Source organism: Pseudomonas silensiensis (assembly GCF_050434865.1).
In the GTDB taxonomy this organism is placed as follows: Bacteria; Pseudomonadota; Gammaproteobacteria; order Pseudomonadales; family Pseudomonadaceae; genus Aquipseudomonas; species Aquipseudomonas fluorescens_W.
Genome location: NZ_JBNDJH010000002.1, coordinates 311,180 through 327,925 on the forward strand (window position 1 = coordinate 311,180; position 16,746 = coordinate 327,925).

Genomic DNA, 16,746 nt, shown 5'->3' on the forward strand with positions numbered 1-16,746 from the left:
AAACCACAAGCCAGAAATTCCGCCTCTATCCCTACTCCCGACCTGCATCTCCCGTAAAATGCCGAGCCCTGCTTTGGAGTGTGACGGAAATGGAACTGATTGAGCTGCTCCGGCAGGCTGGCACCCTTGTCCGCCGAAATGAAGAGCGCCAGGCTGCCGGCGGTGAAGCCTTCAACATCTTCAGCATCACCAAGATCGAACGCGCGGAGGTCAACACCCACTCAGCGATGATTGCTGAGTTGTTGAATCCGCGAGGAAGCCATGGCCAGGGATTAACTTTCCTTGCCCTCTTCCTGTCCGTGATGGGGTTTGAGCATGATTGCTCACTGGTACATGCCAGCGTACGAAAGGAGGAATCCTTCGCCGGCGGCCGCGGCCGGGTCGATATCGTGATTCACCTCAAAGAACACCTGATCCTGATCGAGAACAAAGTCGATGCCCCGGACGGGAAAGGACAACTGAAGCAGTACGCTGATATTGGTGAGGCCTCGGGGAAAACCTGGCACCTGTGGTACCTGTCGAAGCGCGGCGGGGACGCCTCGGAACGAAGCCATCACGGGGTTAGGTACCAGCGGATGTCGTACAGGGAGCACATCCTGGATTGGCTGGCGCTGTGCGTCTCCAACTCATCATCGACACCGGCACTTCAGCAGGCAATTGTTCAGTACAAGAACCTGGTGCACAAAATCACAGGGACAACCATGACTCACCTCTCCCGGGCGGCCATGGTCGACCTCCTCAATACCGGTGACAACCTCAAAGCAGCTGACGCGATCGTGGCGGCGCTACCGTTTGCCAAAGGCGCCGAACTACTTCGCTTCTTCGACGCTGTAGAAAATGGGCTATCGCGGCTCTATACCCGGGCCGCCGCGCCGAACAATTTCCCAGGCCACGATTACACCGAGTCGACCTGCAGCAAGTGGTTCATGGTCGGCAAGGACAAAATTGAGCACGTCGGTCTGTTCCTCAACATTGGAATCGACGGTGTGTTGTTCAGGATTGAGGTCGCGACCGAGGCGCTGCATTACGGCGTGGTGTCCGTGAGAGATGGGAAAACGGGGAGCATCGACAACATCAAGGAGAGTGTTCGACACCTGCCGCAGAACCTCCTGCCACGGCAGTGGAGGTCCTTCAAATGGCAGTCGTGCATGTTTCAGGACGGTGTGGCGACCAACATGGAGTGTTTACAGAGACCCGACCAGGTGGTGACGGAAGTCCTGCAGACGATAGAGCAGATCAAGTCACGCCACTTATCGGCCGGCGACCGCTGAGGTTGGTGCCCGACCCATAAGGTGATGCTTGTTCTCAAAAAGCCAGAAATTAGGCGGAGGTGCTGCTGTTTCTCGCAAGGGAAAGCCAGTTCAGTGAGAAAGAGGGCCGAAGCGATTTGCCCCGGCCCCAGGTTGGCGTTCAGAAGGGGTTACGGCAATAGCTCAAGACGGTATTGGTTTTCAGCTTCTTCATGAACCACAAACGTCTTCTTCGGTTCGGCGACGGAGACCGGAGTTTTGACAACATCACGCGACGTCGCGTCGACTGCCGCGCCCACAGCCCAGTACCCATGCCGGCGAGCATCAATCCAACGGCGGCTTGCGCCAGCATTCCATTTTTTGGCCTCAAGGATGTAGCGATCTTGATCCGCCAGTTTGTTCAAGAACCCAGTCAAAGCCTGGCCTTCGACTACTACCTCCTTTATGGCCAGGCTATCCATCAGGATCGCCCCCACGAGCAACGCGCGCGCGTCTGCAGAGAAGCGTGCTGTTTCGCGAGCACTTTCAGCCGTCTGCAGGCTAAATATGACCAACCAACTCAACAGCGTGGCTTTGGCGCGAAAATCATGAGCACCGGGAACGTTCAGCGAATACCCGTCTGAGGACATCGCGAGGGCCACACCGACGACGTAATCGTTGTAGGCGTCGAGCTCGGGCATGACTTCCTTGGTGCGCTGGCCAGCGGCAACCAACTTCTGATCACTGACCCGCTGGATGATCACCGGCGTTAGGATCTGGGCGAAACGAACATACGCCTGCTCGGGGCTCAGGTGCCGCTGGGCGAGATCCAACACCTTTTGAGTGCCGGAGGTCGAAGCGATCATGCGCTGCGCCTGGAGGATCGCAGACGCTACTGATCGATCAAGCTCGGAGTGAAGCTCAGTTCGGTAGCTTGGGAGCGCCTCAGTCAGCATGTGGTCCCGTTCCGTCTTCACGTTGGGTATACCCATGGCGGAAACGACCGTGTGCGGAATGTCGTCGACCGTGAGCCAGTTGTGGAGACGGATGTAGGTGATTTTCCTTTCGTAGAAGCTTGGACCGCACAGGCGGTCAGTTGCTACCGATCGAGGGCGCAGTTGGCCATCTACGGTTGGTGCACCGGGCGCGATGTCCATGAGGTCGTCAGGGAAACGGCCGTCATCGAGCACAACACCTGGAATGACAACCAGATCAACCGGTTCCATTTTCACCAGGTCCGCCTGACCTGCTGAAATGAGACGGCCGATTTCCGCTTCGTGATGAACTGCCTGTGGCGCGAGCGCATACATCTGCTCGGCACCTTCGTATTCAACGTAGGTACGGCCGGGCATGCGGGGCTTTTGGTTGTCGACGAAGTCGTGGACGATGCGGCCCCCGGTTTCTGTGTCGAAGCTGATCAGCCGGCCCTTGCCTTCGCCGGCATCCAGGTTGCGGACATTCAAGTGCTGGGGAGCACGCCCCCCCGCGAGTGAGGCCAATGCCTGGCTGAGACCGTTTTCGTCGCGACTGATCACAGGGACCAGGCCGCGCAGCTGACGGTTGATCAGGGTACGACCGCGAAACACCCCAGCTGCGTTGAACAGCGAAATGGTCTCATACCCCAGCGGAGCCAGCTCTTTCAGGCGGACAGCATCAAGGAGCTTCTTTGATGGCGGGATCAGTACATCACGCACGTAAGCATCACGCAGTGCGCTCATGTCAGAAAGCGTTGCGTACTGAGGCTCGAGCTTCATCGCCTCAAGGACCTCCGGCCGCAGTTGGTCGACCGCAGTGACCAGCTTGTCCCAGACGAAGGTGTCGCCGTTTTCAGAGATGGCGTACGAGTAACCAGGTGCCCCCAAGGTAACCAGATCGGAGACTGACATACGAGGCAGCCCCAGGGTGGCTGCGTGGACAGCCGGGCTCAAGCGATCATCACGCAGGGCCGACGGAGGGAATGGCCGTGCTGCGGAGCGGCAGGAATCCAAGCTGCCGAGGTGAAGCTTGCTTGCAAGCGTCTTAGCGTCATCGATCGGAAGGCTCCATTGCGCAGCGATCCGAGCGCTAACAGCCTCAATCACTTGTGCAAGTGGAAACGCGACCCCCTCATAAACAGGACCGAGCTTCCGGGCGCAGATGAGCATCTCTTTGTACTTGCCGTATCCAATGAGAAGGGCGAAGTCGTTCTGCACCGTGGAAAGCGATGGGGCATCAACGGGGGCGGCACCAATGGGGTAGTGCTTACGAAGGAGGGCAATGGTTTTTTTGATCCGAGCACTGTCGACGTCGGACGAGGTAACAGGAATACGAAGCATGTGAATCTCCCAATGCAGGGCACGTGTCTCGCACAGTAGCTGGCAGGCTGTGTTGGGGTGTGCGCCTGACTTGAAAGGTCAAGGTTCGTTTCCAACAGGAAGTGATTTATGGTGAAGCGGTACCGCAAAGATGGTTTCGTTTCCAAAGAATTCGCTGAAGCCAGCAGCACCGAGCTAAACCATCTCGGCTTGCCGCAAATGGTAGAGGGCAAAAAATAATTGTCAAGCACCATCGTTAGGAGTTGCTATGACTACGGGGGTTGTCAAAACAAACTTGACCGTTTGAACGGGGACGGTGCGTGATACGGGGGACGCTACTGCTGGCGGTGGTGGAAGGAAGAACCAGCTACTTTAGTGCGTCTGATCCTCGGACCGCGGCTAAGCATGACATGACTCAGATCGGGCGCTGGTGTGAGGTTCTCTGGGATATTCAAAAGGGCAGCGCCGGTGGTTGAGTGCAAGGCGCTTTTCCAGCAACCGGCACTCCTCGCTTAACCGTACTTTTAGAGGTTCACTGTTGCCAGTTCAGGTCCTTTGTCACCATCAGGAAAAGGGCGTCTAGGGCGGCTTGCCGCGCCATAGCTTTCCAAGGAGAAGTTGCTCCGGTTGCATCCCAAACCCGGCCATCGAGAGTGAATGATGCCGTTGCTTGATACCCGATATTTCGGTGGGGATCTTCGTCCACCAGTATCGTCGTCGGGGTGCGGCCACCGACTTCCAGCAGAAAGGTGCTCCACGGATTTTGCTTCGGATCAGGTAACGTCGACTCGACATCGCCACCACAAAGTTGCAGAAGCAACCGCTGATAGGCAACAGTGCGTGCGACTTGGTAACTGGGACCTCCACCCGAGATTTGCAACTGCCGGCCAGCCCCAGACACCGTGACACTGGCCTCGTAGATGTGCCGAGTCTGAAAAAAGTGTTCAACCCGTCTGCTCTCTGTGAGTGAGATGAACCCACCGTCCCGCATTTGGCCACAGATTCCACTGACCTCTGTTGGATGGGAAACGATGTAGTCCTGGAGTAAAACTGACACCTCATCAGATCCCTTCCAGGCATCCGTTTCTATCAGCAACCGCACATCTGAGGTTTTCAATGTTCCGTTACGCAGGCACTCGGCCACTGAGGGAATAAAGTCATCCGAGTTCGCTTCCAGCCCTTCTCGAATGGTCGACTGGTCAGGCTGCAAGGTGTGCGGGGAGGCTAAGCCTGGGATAACAGGGGGCGGATCTGACTTCGGATCGAACACAGCAGCTGTGCCGTCGATTCCACAAAGCTGCAGCATCAAGTCTTGGTAGCCCGCAATGCGCGCAATTTTGTAATTTGAACCTGTTCCAGCGATTACCAACCGCCCCTCCCTCCCAACGACAGCCACGCTGGCCTTGAAGGTATGCAGAGCTTGAGGATGGCGCTCAACGGTGCTGTTCTCTGTGAGAGTAATAAAACCATCGAGATGCATCTGAGTGCCGAAGCGACTGACATCTGTGGGATGAGAAAGAATGTAGGCCTGGACGAGTGCTGTCAGCTCATCAGATTTGCTGCAGGCTTCCATCTCAATCAGGAGTCTGATGCTCCAAGCTTTCAATGTTTCATTACGAAGGCATTCGATCACAGAAGCAAGGAAGCCCTCGGAGTTCGCTATTAGAGCGGTGCGGAAGGCCGCAGGAGTCATGCGCTCCGAATATCGGGCGTCGATCATAGGGGGCTGTCGGGTTCCCTCAGCAAGGCCCTTCCCTCCCCCACCTTTGCCACGCTTGCCGCGCCGATTTCTTGTGCCTGATCCGAGGCCAAATGCAGCAGCATCGGATGGACATGAGTCAAGCTCGTACATGCTCTGTTGGCGGATAGCAATAGGCTTTCGAGGAGGGGTGTAACTTCCAGTCATTTGACACCAAGGTAGTCGATGAATTTATGAATTTGCCATCTGGCCGGAATCGGCGCGGCCAATATCAGCGGGCAGCTGACCGTTGAATTACCTTGAAAGGGATCATCATGAAGAGGAGGACAACGAATAGTGCGATGAGTCGCTTCTGATCGTTGCCCGTAATAAGGATGAGAGCCGAGACGGCGCAAGCGGAACAAATCCACCACCGCCCCATTTTGGACATCACGATTTTCACGAGGTAGGACTCGGCGGCGAATTCAAACTGCCATGGTAGGTATCCAGCCCCTGTCGCGAATAACAACGCGAATAACACCAACGTACCGTTGCCGTTAAACATAGCCGTTCCAAACATGAAAATCGCTTCGAGGGCAAATAACCCCCAAACCCACTTCGACCCCATGCCGGCGCTGAATAGTGACCGCTTACCGATTGCTCTGGCCTCACCGCGAGCGTGGCTAAGGTCGACCAATGTCTCGCCTTGGCCGCCGGCGCTGACCACGGTAAGACTTTGCAGCCCGGTCATATGCGCGGTAAACGCGGTGCGACTTTCATTGAAATCACCGAGGATGGCCATGTCCTGCACCAACAGCACCATGGCGACATTCAAGCGATCGCAGACGCCAAAGAGTGCCGACGAACTCATGTCCTTCAGCGCTTGGGGCTCCTCGATAATGATCAGTGCGCCTTCTGGCGGGGTAAAACGCTCCAGAACCTGTGCCAGTGTTGGACGTACCTCAGGGTCGTCGAGCTCCATGACATAGGTCGCATAGCTCCAGCGGTGAGTGCGTTTGTTGGCTTGAACGAAGTCGAGCAGAGAGTCGTTTGTCTCTCGATAGGGCGTGATGCGGAGGATGTACCCGCCGGCGGCAAGGAAAGGCAAGACAGCCGACGTTAGCGCTTCAACCTTTCCGGTACCGGTTCGGCCGGCCAAGACGCCGATCGGGCGCTGGCGAGTAAGTTCGCTCTTCTGGTGTTCGGCGAATGACAGCGTGACTAGGTCATCGAGGGACTGGCTGGGCGCAGCGGCTTTTTGCATGGCGTTGGTCCTGGCAGGGGGAACAGGGGCGCGAGCATGCCAAAGCGCAAACAGGGTCGCGACCCAAAACAGGCCTTAAAAATCCACCAGGCGTGCCGGCATTGCAGGGGCATCCTGCGGGGAAATCTGGCCTTGGTTTTGGCTCGCAGAGTCGAATTCGCCTCGTTACCCTTTCACCTCACCTCAAATGGCGTCAGGACTGCCGAGCGCCAGATCCGTTCACGTTAGAAGGAGTCATCGATGCAAGAAGCAAAGGCCGTCCGCCTTCAGCCGTCTAGTACTTTGCCCAGTAAAGAGCAACTCGCAATCCTGCTGACATTTCAGTACACCGCAGATACTGGGCACACGGTCATCGAACTTGCAAACCGCCACGACACGCTCAGCCGCGGTAGTGAAACGAAGGAGGGCTGGGAGATTTTCCGCGATGCGGTCAAGAGTAATACCCCTATTGGGATCGCCTTGGCGCAAACAGGGTTTTTTGATCCTGAAATCGCAACCATCCTGAGCGTTGTACAGGACGTCGAAAATGCCCCGAAAGCGGCCATCGAATATCTGCGTGTGATTGTTCACCGTACTGAGGGCAACCGTTTCTGGTAAGCCTGGCCCGGCCAATCCGTCGCCCGGGGTGCTTTGTGCCGACCACCTGTGGCATGCCGGCCCCTGGCAATTCAAAACGAAATTCCAGCCTGATGTTCGGCTCGCGAGCAATCGACCCACTATGTACCCTTCGATTCCCCCAACATGAAAGCGCCTGCCAATGCGCGGGGCGCTTCGGTTGGAATGCTGCGGTTTTGCCAAGACACAACCTTTTGAGGATTTACTGATGTCGGATAACCAGACCCCGTCCCCACTTGAGCAGCGACTCGCGCTGTCGTGCACGGAGCAACTCGCCATCTTGGTGACGTTCCAGGCCGGCGCGAAATACCACATCAAGCCTCTGGAGATTGCCGACCGGTTTCACAATGCGGCCCGGGACGCAGAAACCCAAACAGCCTGGCGTTCCTTTCAGGAAGAACTGGGTATGGGCAGATCTTTTGCCGGCGGACTGGCAGAGACCGGATTCTTCTCCAAGGACGTTCTGCGCATTATGAACATCCTGGTGGAGCAGGAGCCGGCGGTGGATGCCGCCGTTGCGTACCTGAGCGCGGTTATCCCGCGCAAGCCGTAATGCCGGTTGCCGTGGCCATCCCGCGGCCACGGCAACCACGACCGCAACACCACGTCAAAAATACCCGCCATCCACCACCGGCCACCTGGCCACGCTGATCGCCCCCTGACCGGGCCGCCGATTGCTAAGGACCCCCACGTTGTTACGGGCACCCCGCTTCACCATCTCCCCCGCCGCTGCCCAACACCCGCCACGCCACTGCCTGGCCGCCGGCGACCGCGATGGCCACCCTACCCAGGAGCCCGGCCGGGCCGGCTGCCGTGCGAATCCGCACTTGTGACAACCTTTATTGTTTGCCGCCCAAGCGCCAACGCCTGCCAACCGCCCAGAATTAAAGCTACCTATCACATCATAACTAGGTGGACGTTTCCCCTTAAAAACCCCCGTTTTTCCCGCACCATCTCCGCCAGCCTCCCCGGCCCAGAGCCCTCCCTGCAAAATCTCAGCGTTCCTACCCTCGCCACAGCAGCCCTGCCCCGCCCGGAAGGTTTGCACATCCTGATCACCCTTTTAAGGGCGAGCGCCGCCGGGGACCAGGCACGCCGCGCGGTGAGAAAGAAATGGGGAAAAGGGGTAAAGAAAATGGAAAGTAAGGAAAATCAAGAGCTTGTAATCAGGATGGGGGGCACCACAGGTCCCCTTTCGAGGGAATTCCGGCGTTCGGAGAAGGCAAAAAGGTACGCCGGTAGGGTGAGAAGACCCATAGTTATGATGTGATAGCTTTAGGTCGGAATGTGCCGAACTCGGTGGTTGTGGAACTACGAAATAAAGTCTGTCGGACATCAATTGAAGCTGTCGTTGATTTCCGCCGCGAGGCGTCTAAATCGGGACTTTAATCTCTTTTCATAGCGTGCCCGGGATTTCCTGAGCGGCTTTGGCACCCGTTTCCGACAAACTTTATTTAGTAGGTCGCACGCCAAGCTTTCAATATCGGGGCTGCGACAGACTTTATTTCTGATTCGTGCGCCGGCGAGGCCCTGAATCTGCCGGGCTCAATCCGACAGACTTTATTTCGGGGGTTCATGGGGGGTTTGTAATTTTAAACCTGTCGTCGGCCATTCAAGCCTGGCCCGGGGCCCCGGGCACGACGTGGCGCGCAGAAGATGAGGTGCGCACACTGAGCAAGAATGGGAGCACCGACTATCCTTTAGCGCTGACAGAACAACTCGCACCGACAGTCGCACTGCTGCGTAGCAGTGTTAGATGCGCTCTTCGACGTTGAATCCTCCCTCAGCAAGAAAGAAGCCCACTATGTCCTTCCACGACCGAATAAAGTTCTCGCCCTATGCTCCGGTGCGCAATCAGAACGCGTTTTGGTGGACCTATGCGTTGGAAGCTGCTCGCGCCGGCTGGGTTCTAAACGATGGGCGGGTTGCGGCCCACTTAATGGATAAGATTCAAGATGAGTTAGTCGTACCAGCACTTGAAATTGGAATGAAGCATTTAGAACAGGAAATCCCAGATCCGGGTGAACGCAGCCAAGCGTTAGGCGCAAGTTATGCAAAATTGGCTGAACTGCGTCATTGGGTGCCACTCACGGCTCAGTTCTTGAATTGCGGTCGCCAGATATTCGACCTTACAGATGACGTGGTCGAGATGCTGGAGAACACGGATTTTGGCGACTGCACGCTCGAAGGTTGGCACCCACCTTATGAGGCTTTCTTTGTTCATTTCGGCAAGCGCGATGCAATCCGTATCCCTTTTGGAGACGACTTTGAGTATCTAGATGGAGCTTTCGTTGCGAGGACCCCATACGACGAACAAGGCAACATGCGTTTGAAACTCGGGTTCTCGACGTGCAAAAAGAGCGGTGAAGGTGTCATGACGCCGGGCTATTTTTTGGACTTCACACCGGTGGAACAGACTATGCCAGTGGCGCTGGCCATTGAGCACGCTATCGCCCGTCGCGACAGCGCCTTTTTAGATCAACCCGATGACTCCGAGACAGTTAAAGCGCTAAACGCTCATATGCGTAGTGAAATCGAAGATGCCGGCGAAATTTTAAAGCTGGCCTCAGGTTTAATCGTGAATGTTTTGTTCTACCTGGAGTCGCTTGGTGATCAGCGGCGTCTAGAGCCAGGCCGTGACGCCCCAACTGACTATACGGTACGTTGGGAGCAGTCCAATCCAAGACAGCGTGAGAAGTTAAAATCAAAATTGCTGTCCGAGGGCTATACGGCGGTATATTTACTTGGCAGAGAGTTCACATCCACTAAGGCAGCTCCACACGGGGGCCACCGTCGTACTCATTGGCGACGAGGGCACTGGCGAGACCAACACCATGGTAAAGCCAACAGCCTTATCAAGCGGAAATGGATAAAACCGCAATTAATCGGCGCAAGCTCAGCTGATGATTTAACAGGCCACGTCTATGTCGTCGGTAACGCTGAAACCCCCGACACAAAGCACTGATCCACTGAGTATTATAGGACTGGGGCTTTGCTCGCCTGTGACTGAATGACCTTGACCATTGGCAGCAGCGCGAATACCACCTCACTTCGATGAATTTCACATTCTGAGGGCCGACAATGGCCTTCCACATTTTTTTCCGGACGAGACTCATCCCAAGCACATAAATGCCTGAGATGAGTCAAAAAAATGAAAGCCCGTCGGATTGTAGATGCGTGTCGAAGCCGATCTCTTCGTCAAGGGAGGCCAGATATCCTCCATGCGCCCTGCTGAAAAATAATCAGCTCTGTGTCCAACAGATGAAAAGGCATGCCCCATTTCAGTCACCCTCGGTCGAGGCGTTCTGCATATTGTTTGTGTTTCGTGATGCACCGAGAGAAAGGTAAGTCGCAGCAAACTTGGCCCATGCTCCGAATGACGCTACGTGTTACTGCGCCACGCTGTCTGCTCCGAATGTTCGTGCATAGCTAGTTACAAGAACACTCGTTGGATTTAGGAATCCTGCATGGACGAAGACATCATTGTCAAATCCTTAGAAACAAGCACGCGATCTGAAAGGTACACTCCGAAAGGGGCAGCCGTAGTCGGGGTGGTGAACTTCCTTTTTCGGCGACACTTAGGCTGGTAAACCGCTTCAGAACATTGGAAAAAAAAACAACGCCCGTTTTGGCTTTGGTTTTTTGGAGGAGCCGATATTCTGAGCCAACCCAAGTTCAGGTATAGAAAATGCTCCTCCACGTAACCCCAAGGCTCCACCAACCTGCAGAAAGATTTCACGACGCTGAGCTCGTGGATATTCGGATTCCAGCCTTGGGGCTTCACCTGCGTGAGGGACGGGACGTCATAGCGCGAACCCCCTACCCCAACAAGGAATACCTGGTCGCCAGCCGAAAGTACGGGCGCAAGGCAGTCACCGGTTTCTTCATCCAGGCGCCGACTGAGACGAGAGAGTTCACCGTCACTACGCGCTGGTCTGTCAGCGCGGAGTTTGTGTTAACGCACACGGTTGAATACTCCATCCTGGACTCTGACTGTGACGCCGCCAGCGACAACATAATGCTGTGGGGCAACCTTCACCCGAGCCACGGTGGTTGGAGCTCCCGCTGGCCAAGTGTGGCCAAGGACTGGACACCCAGCGCCCATGCACCGCAGATGGACACCTACCCAGAGGCAAGCAGCAGGTCCAAACGCGAGGGTGATGTCCGTGACGTCATCAATGACTGTGGATTGATCGTCGCTCGCCAAGAGCGTTTCAGGCTGCCGAGCCTTGAACGCGATCGTGTTGTCATGCGAAACAACCTGACCGAACGCATGCCGTTGATCGAGAGTGCTTTCGTGTCGCCGCTGTGCCAGGCATCAATACAGAGCGCAGCGCCGGCATCTGTATTCATGGGTCGCACCAATTAGCAACATCTACCCCACCCTCCGTCGACGGAAGCTTTTGCTTCCGGGGACTTGCCATACAATGGTGTTTTTCACGGCGGGCACGATTGCGGCTGAACGCGGCCTGATTTAGCTTGTAACCACTGACATGGAGTTCAGCGACTATTGCGGGCTCCTCTACTCTTGAAGGAGCTCCACATTGAGCGAGAACCAAGTATTTTTCGAAGCTGTCTCTGATTTCGCCACCAATCCTGAACCGAGGGTACCTTGCCTTCTTTTGCTCGATGTCTCCGTGTCTATGCGCGGCCGCCCGCTCCAGGAGTTGAATGAAGGACTGCAGGCATTTCGAGATGAGTTGGCATCCGACTCCCTGGCCATGCAGCGTGTTGAGGTAGGCATCGTCACCTTCGGCCCAGTGCAAATCGTTACCCCCTTCACCACCGCTGGTGCGTTCTACCCTCCTACGCTCACGGAACAAGGTGATACACCATTAGGCGAGGCAATTCGCGTCGGACTCGAGATGATCGAGCAGCGTAAAAGTGAATATCGTGCGGCCGGGCTACCTTCGTTCCGCCCTTGGTGCTTCCTCATTACTGACGGCGGCCCAACTGACGAATGGAAATCCGCCGCCGCGGCTGTACGCGAGGCTGAGGCGAACAAGAAGGTTGCATTTTTTGCTGTGGGCGTCCAAGGCGCTCGTATGGATATCCTCAGTCAGATCAGTGTGCGCCAACCATTGGCTCTCGATGGTTTGAAATTCCGTGAGCTGTTCCAATGGTTGTCGGCCTCGATGAAAAGCGTCTCGCAGTCGACTCCCGGTACCGAAGTGGCGCTGATCGCACCGAGCGGATGGGCCACCGTGTGAATTGGGAAACCGTCAGCGCCATTGCCATTGGCACTTCACACATTGAGCGCGGCGGCGTCTGCCAGGACCGGTGCTCCGCGAAAGTTGTTCATCAAGGTGCGCGCCCGTGGCTGGCCATGTTCGTCGCCGACGGCGCCGGCAGTGCTTCGCACAGTGAAGTCGGCGCACAGATGGCCATCGATATCGCCAACGATTTCGTTCTGCAGCTGATGTCCGACCAAGAGTTTGAGTTGGGCGATGCGTTGGCGGTGGAGATTGTCCGTGAGATCCGATCAGCCATCTACGCCACCGCCGAGGAAGAAGGACGTACGGCGCGCGACTACGCGTGTACGTTCCTTGGGCTCCTGTCTTCGGATCTGGGAACACTCGTTTTCCAGATCGGCGACGGCGCGGTGGTACTGGACGTAGGAAATGGTTTAGAGCTGGCCATCATCCCCCAGTGCGGCGAGTACGCCAACCAGACGTTCTTCATCAGTGAAGAGAATGCCCTCGACAATCTGGTGACCAAGCTCTACGCAGGGCCGGCACTTCAGGCTGCAGCCTTTTCCGATGGCGTTCAACGCCTGGCGTTGGACCTGGCCACCAACACACCACACAAACCATTCTTTTCCCCGTTCTTCAACGTGCTCGCCACGGTCAGTGCCGAAGCTCGGTATCAAATCCCCGGTGCCCTCGCCGCTTTCCTGAGTAGCGAGAAGGTGAACAGCAGAACCGATGACGACAAGTCGATGGCATTAGCTGTATTGAGGGACTGACATGGCGAAGTCGTTGTTCAATTCTGCCGGGCAGCTGGTTGCGATCGGGAAGGAGCTCGGCAGAGGCGGCGAAGGTACCGTGTTTGCTATCACCGGTGTGGATCACCTGGTGGCCAAGGTTTACCACAAGTCCTTGGAGCACACGAAACAGCTCAAGCTGAAGTTCATGACGGGCTCCAGTGATGAAAAGCTCTTGAGTTATACCGCTTGGCCTCAGGACACACTCCACGCCAGTAATGGCGGCCCGGTAATTGGGTTCACGATGGCGAAAGTCGCCGGCATGACGCCCATCCAGATGCTGTACAGCCCGGCGCACCGTAAGGTCGAGTACCCGAACAGGGGTTGGGATTTTCTGTTATGCGCGGCCCGCAACGCAGCCGCGGCGTTTGCCGTGTTACACGACCGTGGCCACGTTCTCGGCGATGTGAACCAGGGCAACGCCTACGTCAGCAATAAAGCCACCGTTACCCTCATCGACACGGACAGTTATCAGATCCGGGATCAGACAAAGTTGCATCTGTGCGAGGTGGGCGTCAGCCACTACACGCCGCCGGAGCTTCAGGGTGGCTCATTCAAAGATCCCCGCTCAACCAACCATGACAACTTCGGCCTGGCGCTGCTGATCTTCCATCTACTGTTCGGAGGCCGGCACCCATTCGCCGGTGTCCCGCAGCGCGATGGCATTGGCGAAACGCTCGAGGACAACATCAAGAACCTTCGCTTCGCCTACTCGCATACCGCCGCGCAGCGGATGCTCACCGCGCCGCCCAATTCACTGCCTTTGTCGATCGTTCCTCCCCGTGTCGCCCAAATGTTCGAGGCGGCCTTTACCGAGGAGGGGCGCAGTGGCCGGCGGCCGACGGCCAGGCAATGGCTCGACGAGCTGGACAAGACACGAGCGGAGCTGAAGGTGTGTCCGCAGTCGAAGATGCATGTGTTTTCCGCTCACCTTCATGGCTGCCCCTGGTGCAGCCTTGAGAATCAGGGGGTCGTCTATTTCGTTACAGCGACGCTGTACACCACGACCACTACCACCGATGGGCCGCTCAGGGTGGCCGAGATCTGGGCCGCTATCTGCAAGGTGGCCGCGCCGTCAGACATCAAAATCCCAGACCCATCATTGCTTCACCCGAAGCCAACGCCGCTGCCCGCTGGCGTCGTCAGTGATGCCTCACGAAAGTTTGCCTCTCTTGCCGTCATTGCCGCGGCCGTCGCCGCCTACTCCATGTTTCACGGTATGGGGGCGCTGTACGTCACCGGGGCGGTCGTTGCTGTGTATGTTATTTGGGTCTTCGGACTTGAGGATCGTCGTCAGGAGGCCCGTAACCGCTCTGCTGCGCGAAAAGCAGCTCACCAGCATTTCCAACAGGTTGTTGAAGCGATACGTCGTGAAGCCGGACCTGATGCATTCAATGCGCGCAGGGAACATCTCAATCGACTCAAGCTTGAGTTCGATGAGTTGGGCACCCGTGAGAAGAAGGACCTGCAGACGATGCATTCCCATGCCGAGAAGCGTCAGCGCGTTCGGTACCTGGAGCAGTTCTTCATCGACAAAGCCAACCTGCCCGGTATCGGCCCGGCCAATCGCGCCACGCTCGCCAGCTTCGGGATTGAAACTGCGGCCGAAGTCGAATGGAATCGAATTCGCCGTCTCAAAGGGTTCGGCGATGTGAAAACGAGGACGTTGGTGGATTGGTGCAAGAGCCTTGAGCGGAATTTTAGATTCAACGCCGCGCAGTCAGTCACTCAGGCTGACATCAACCAGGTGAAACAGAAAATTCACGCCCGGGCTCAGGCCATTCAACAGGAGTTGCGTGCAGGGTTGGCGGAGATTCAGCAGTTTACGGCGAAACAGGAGCAAGCAATTCGCCGGCACAGTCCGAACCTGCAGCACGCCGCAAACCGCCTGGCGCAGGCCAACGCGGACTGGGAAGCTTTGCACTAATTAGCAGGTCCTCTTGTTTACGGTGGGCCCTCGGCCGGGGCGCCCACCGCTCTCTCCCGTCAGTGGGCAATCAACGTTCTTATCGATGTCTGTTGGTAATCTGGCGTGACTTCCATCATCAACACCTCGTTGGGGGCATTTCGGAGAATGGCGATCACAATGATTTTTCCGCCACTCTCTCCTACCAGCGCGGGTGCCTTAATGCCCCGGACAGGTATCAAGGCATTCGACCATGTGTCATCTGTGTAGGTCACGTAGTCGTCCGGATTCACGGAATTGGCTTTGAAGATCCCAGAGTCAGATTTGCCTTGGTCTTTTAGCCGCAGACGCATCAATTTGTCGATGTCTGCGTCAACGTCTACAAAAGTCTTTTTCCCCAAAAACCGCTCAACCCCGGCCGGCATTTTCTCTGGTGGGGTGGTGAGCCATGCTTTGATGAAGTTTTGAGAAAAGGCCACTGACTCCGGTGTCGGGCTCACATCCGCCCTCATCAGGAAACTTTTAAGTTGTTCATCCATTTCGATGGGTGGAAGCCAGCCTGGCTCTTGGTTTTCGTATTCTGGGATGATTGCTTGCGCTGCGTTTACTGAGGGTGGTCCCTCCCGTAGATCCATTCTCGGGGCACCTGCAAAACTTCGGCCGCCGTCGGCGAGACTGGTGTTTCTCGCAATGGCCTCGCCTTGAGGGACCTCCTCGCTCTTAAACCACTGCGCTTTCTCAACCTTGGTTTTGGCCTCGCAAAATTTCCCGATCGGCGCTTTTAGATCGTCCGGTTTCATTGGTGTGCTGCTGAGCTTCATCGTTGACCGAAACTGGAGCATGAGGTCATAGGTCTTCAGCGCCGCGCTCAAGCATTTGGCCGGAAATTTGTAAGTTCTGTCGGCTTTGTGTGAAAACATTCCCCCATTATCGTGAGGGGTCCTATCGACTGGGTGCGTCCAAAGCCACATTGTTTGGCAGGGCGGCCAGAACGTTTCGCTTTGACCGGCGTGTGAGTAGGCGTCCTGTCTGCCGTGAAGCGCCTGGCCAAACGAACCCAGCGTTTTGAGGTTTTCATGATCGGGCGTGAAGATGATGCTCCGTGTCTGTGCTTCAGCATAAACACTGTCATCGGTGACCAGACGCTCTGGCGGTTCCGCGGGCGGTGCCTTCTTGGAGCGGAAATGCATAGCCCTGGCCAGATCACTTGCGCGTGTATCTTGCGCTAGACACAGCTTCCAGATCATCGCGTGCTTCGCATCGAGCATCCCGGTGTCCGTGAGCTCATCCTGCCTGGCGATCTCCTGGGTTTGCTGAGGGTTGAATCCGGCCTGGCGGGCGAGCCACCAGGTCAGGCCAAAGTGGAAGTCCGATTCGTACGCGTTGGCGGAAAGGCTTACGATGGCCACTGCGAGGCCGACAGCGATCGATTTCAACGTCATCATGTGTGCCCACTCGTGAGTAGTCGTTGATCTGTTCGCCGTCCCCCGCCGGCTCGCGTTGAGTGTAGACCGGTCCTTGCATCTCGCTTCCCCCCGTTCCAGTCTGAAAATTGGCTAAAAGCCTTAGACTTACAGAACTCACAACACTGCCTAAATATCTAGACGGTAGGCCTCCGAAAGACCTCTTTTGTACGCAGAACTAGACGTTATCAGAATTTCGGTTAGGCTTTAGGCCATAGAAAGAAGATAAGGCCTAGAAAATGAGACATAAATGCTCATTACGCCGCTTAAGGTCTAGGTTTCTAGACGCTGCGCTTGAATTTTGCCTTGATATG

General features: G+C 56.3%; 12 protein-coding genes. 8 read left to right on the forward strand and 4 right to left on the reverse strand.

Annotated elements, in window-relative coordinates; translation table 11 throughout:
- Positions 1–89: 89 nt before the first annotated feature.
- Positions 90–1,271 (forward strand): PDDEXK-like family protein, encoded by a 1,182-nt coding sequence (locus tag QF010_RS03980; protein WP_429381147.1) that lies wholly within the window; start codon positions 90–92, stop codon positions 1,269–1,271.
- 149 nt (positions 1,272–1,420) lie between these two features.
- Here the strand turns inward: QF010_RS03980 and QF010_RS03985 are convergent, their stop codons facing one another.
- The 3 genes from QF010_RS03985 to QF010_RS03995 all read right to left on the reverse strand — a co-directional run bounded on the left by QF010_RS03985 (position 1,421) and on the right by QF010_RS03995 (position 6,465).
- Positions 1,421–3,544: a hypothetical protein gene (locus tag QF010_RS03985; RefSeq protein ID WP_429381145.1), complete on the reverse strand. Its 2,124-nt coding sequence runs from the start codon at positions 3,542–3,544 to the stop codon at positions 1,421–1,423.
- 511 nt (positions 3,545–4,055) lie between these two features.
- Positions 4,056–5,243, reverse strand: coding sequence for a hypothetical protein (locus tag QF010_RS03990; RefSeq protein ID WP_429381143.1), 1,188 nt, complete (start codon positions 5,241–5,243; stop codon positions 4,056–4,058).
- A gap of 250 nt (positions 5,244–5,493) precedes the next feature.
- Positions 5,494–6,465, reverse strand: a complete 972-nt coding sequence (locus QF010_RS03995; protein WP_429381141.1) for a hypothetical protein — start codon at positions 6,463–6,465, stop codon at positions 5,494–5,496.
- A 240-nt stretch (positions 6,466–6,705) separates the two neighbouring features.
- Between QF010_RS03995 and QF010_RS04000 the strand changes: the two genes are divergently transcribed.
- The 7 genes from QF010_RS04000 (at position 6,706) to QF010_RS04030 (ending at position 14,990) form a co-directional block, all read left to right on the forward strand.
- Complete coding sequence (locus QF010_RS04000; RefSeq protein ID WP_429381139.1) at positions 6,706–7,062, forward strand: hypothetical protein; 357 nt, start codon at positions 6,706–6,708, stop codon at positions 7,060–7,062.
- A gap of 226 nt (positions 7,063–7,288) precedes the next feature.
- Positions 7,289–7,633 carry a hypothetical protein gene (locus QF010_RS04005; RefSeq protein ID WP_429381137.1) on the forward strand — a complete coding sequence of 115 codons (345 nt, stop codon included), beginning with the start codon at positions 7,289–7,291 and terminating at the stop codon, positions 7,631–7,633.
- 1,251 nt (positions 7,634–8,884) lie between these two features.
- Positions 8,885–10,045 (forward strand): AcrVA2 family anti-CRISPR protein, encoded by a 1,161-nt coding sequence (locus tag QF010_RS04010; RefSeq protein WP_429381135.1) that lies wholly within the window; start codon positions 8,885–8,887, stop codon positions 10,043–10,045.
- A 723-nt stretch (positions 10,046–10,768) separates the two neighbouring features.
- Complete coding sequence (locus QF010_RS04015; RefSeq protein ID WP_429381133.1) at positions 10,769–11,449, forward strand: DUF6012 family protein; 681 nt, start codon at positions 10,769–10,771, stop codon at positions 11,447–11,449.
- 175 nt (positions 11,450–11,624) lie between these two features.
- Positions 11,625–12,290 (forward strand): vWA domain-containing protein, encoded by a 666-nt coding sequence (locus QF010_RS04020; protein ID WP_429381131.1) that lies wholly within the window; start codon positions 11,625–11,627, stop codon positions 12,288–12,290.
- Positions 12,287–13,045 carry a PP2C family serine/threonine-protein phosphatase gene (locus QF010_RS04025; protein WP_429381129.1) on the forward strand — a complete coding sequence of 253 codons (759 nt, stop codon included), beginning with the start codon at positions 12,287–12,289 and terminating at the stop codon, positions 13,043–13,045. The genes QF010_RS04020 and QF010_RS04025 overlap by 4 nt, the downstream gene beginning before the upstream one ends.
- 1 nt (position 13,046) lies before the next feature.
- Positions 13,047–14,990, forward strand: a complete 1,944-nt coding sequence (locus QF010_RS04030; protein ID WP_429381127.1) for a helix-hairpin-helix domain-containing protein — start codon at positions 13,047–13,049, stop codon at positions 14,988–14,990.
- 59 nt (positions 14,991–15,049) lie between these two features.
- Here QF010_RS04030 and QF010_RS04035 read toward each other — a convergent pair whose 3' ends face one another.
- Entirely contained in the window at positions 15,050–16,414 is a 1,365-nt protein-coding gene (locus tag QF010_RS04035) for a hypothetical protein (protein WP_429381125.1), read from the reverse strand.
- Positions 16,415–16,746: the final 332 nt, after the last annotated feature.

Bases quoted from the DNA above. Each gene is read 5' to 3' on its own strand.
- QF010_RS03990 (WP_429381143.1), bottom strand. From the start codon at position 5,243: ATGATCGACGCCCGATATTCGGAGCGCATGACTCCTGCGGCCTTCCGC.
- QF010_RS03995 (WP_429381141.1), bottom strand. From the start codon at position 6,465: ATGCAAAAAGCCGCTGCGCCCAGCCAGTCCCTCGATGACCTAGTCACG.
- QF010_RS04015 (WP_429381133.1), top strand. From the start codon at position 10,769: ATGCTCCTCCACGTAACCCCAAGGCTCCACCAACCTGCAGAAAGATTT.
- QF010_RS04035 (WP_429381125.1), bottom strand. From the start codon at position 16,414: ATGATGACGTTGAAATCGATCGCTGTCGGCCTCGCAGTGGCCATCGTA.
- QF010_RS04010 (WP_429381135.1), top strand. From the start codon at position 8,885: ATGTCCTTCCACGACCGAATAAAGTTCTCGCCCTATGCTCCGGTGCGC.
- QF010_RS04000 (WP_429381139.1), top strand. From the start codon at position 6,706: ATGCAAGAAGCAAAGGCCGTCCGCCTTCAGCCGTCTAGTACTTTGCCC.
- QF010_RS03985 (WP_429381145.1), bottom strand. From the start codon at position 3,544: ATGCTTCGTATTCCTGTTACCTCGTCCGACGTCGACAGTGCTCGGATC.
- QF010_RS04030 (WP_429381127.1), top strand. From the start codon at position 13,047: ATGGCGAAGTCGTTGTTCAATTCTGCCGGGCAGCTGGTTGCGATCGGG.
- QF010_RS04005 (WP_429381137.1), top strand. From the start codon at position 7,289: ATGTCGGATAACCAGACCCCGTCCCCACTTGAGCAGCGACTCGCGCTG.
- QF010_RS03980 (WP_429381147.1), top strand. From the start codon at position 90: ATGGAACTGATTGAGCTGCTCCGGCAGGCTGGCACCCTTGTCCGCCGA.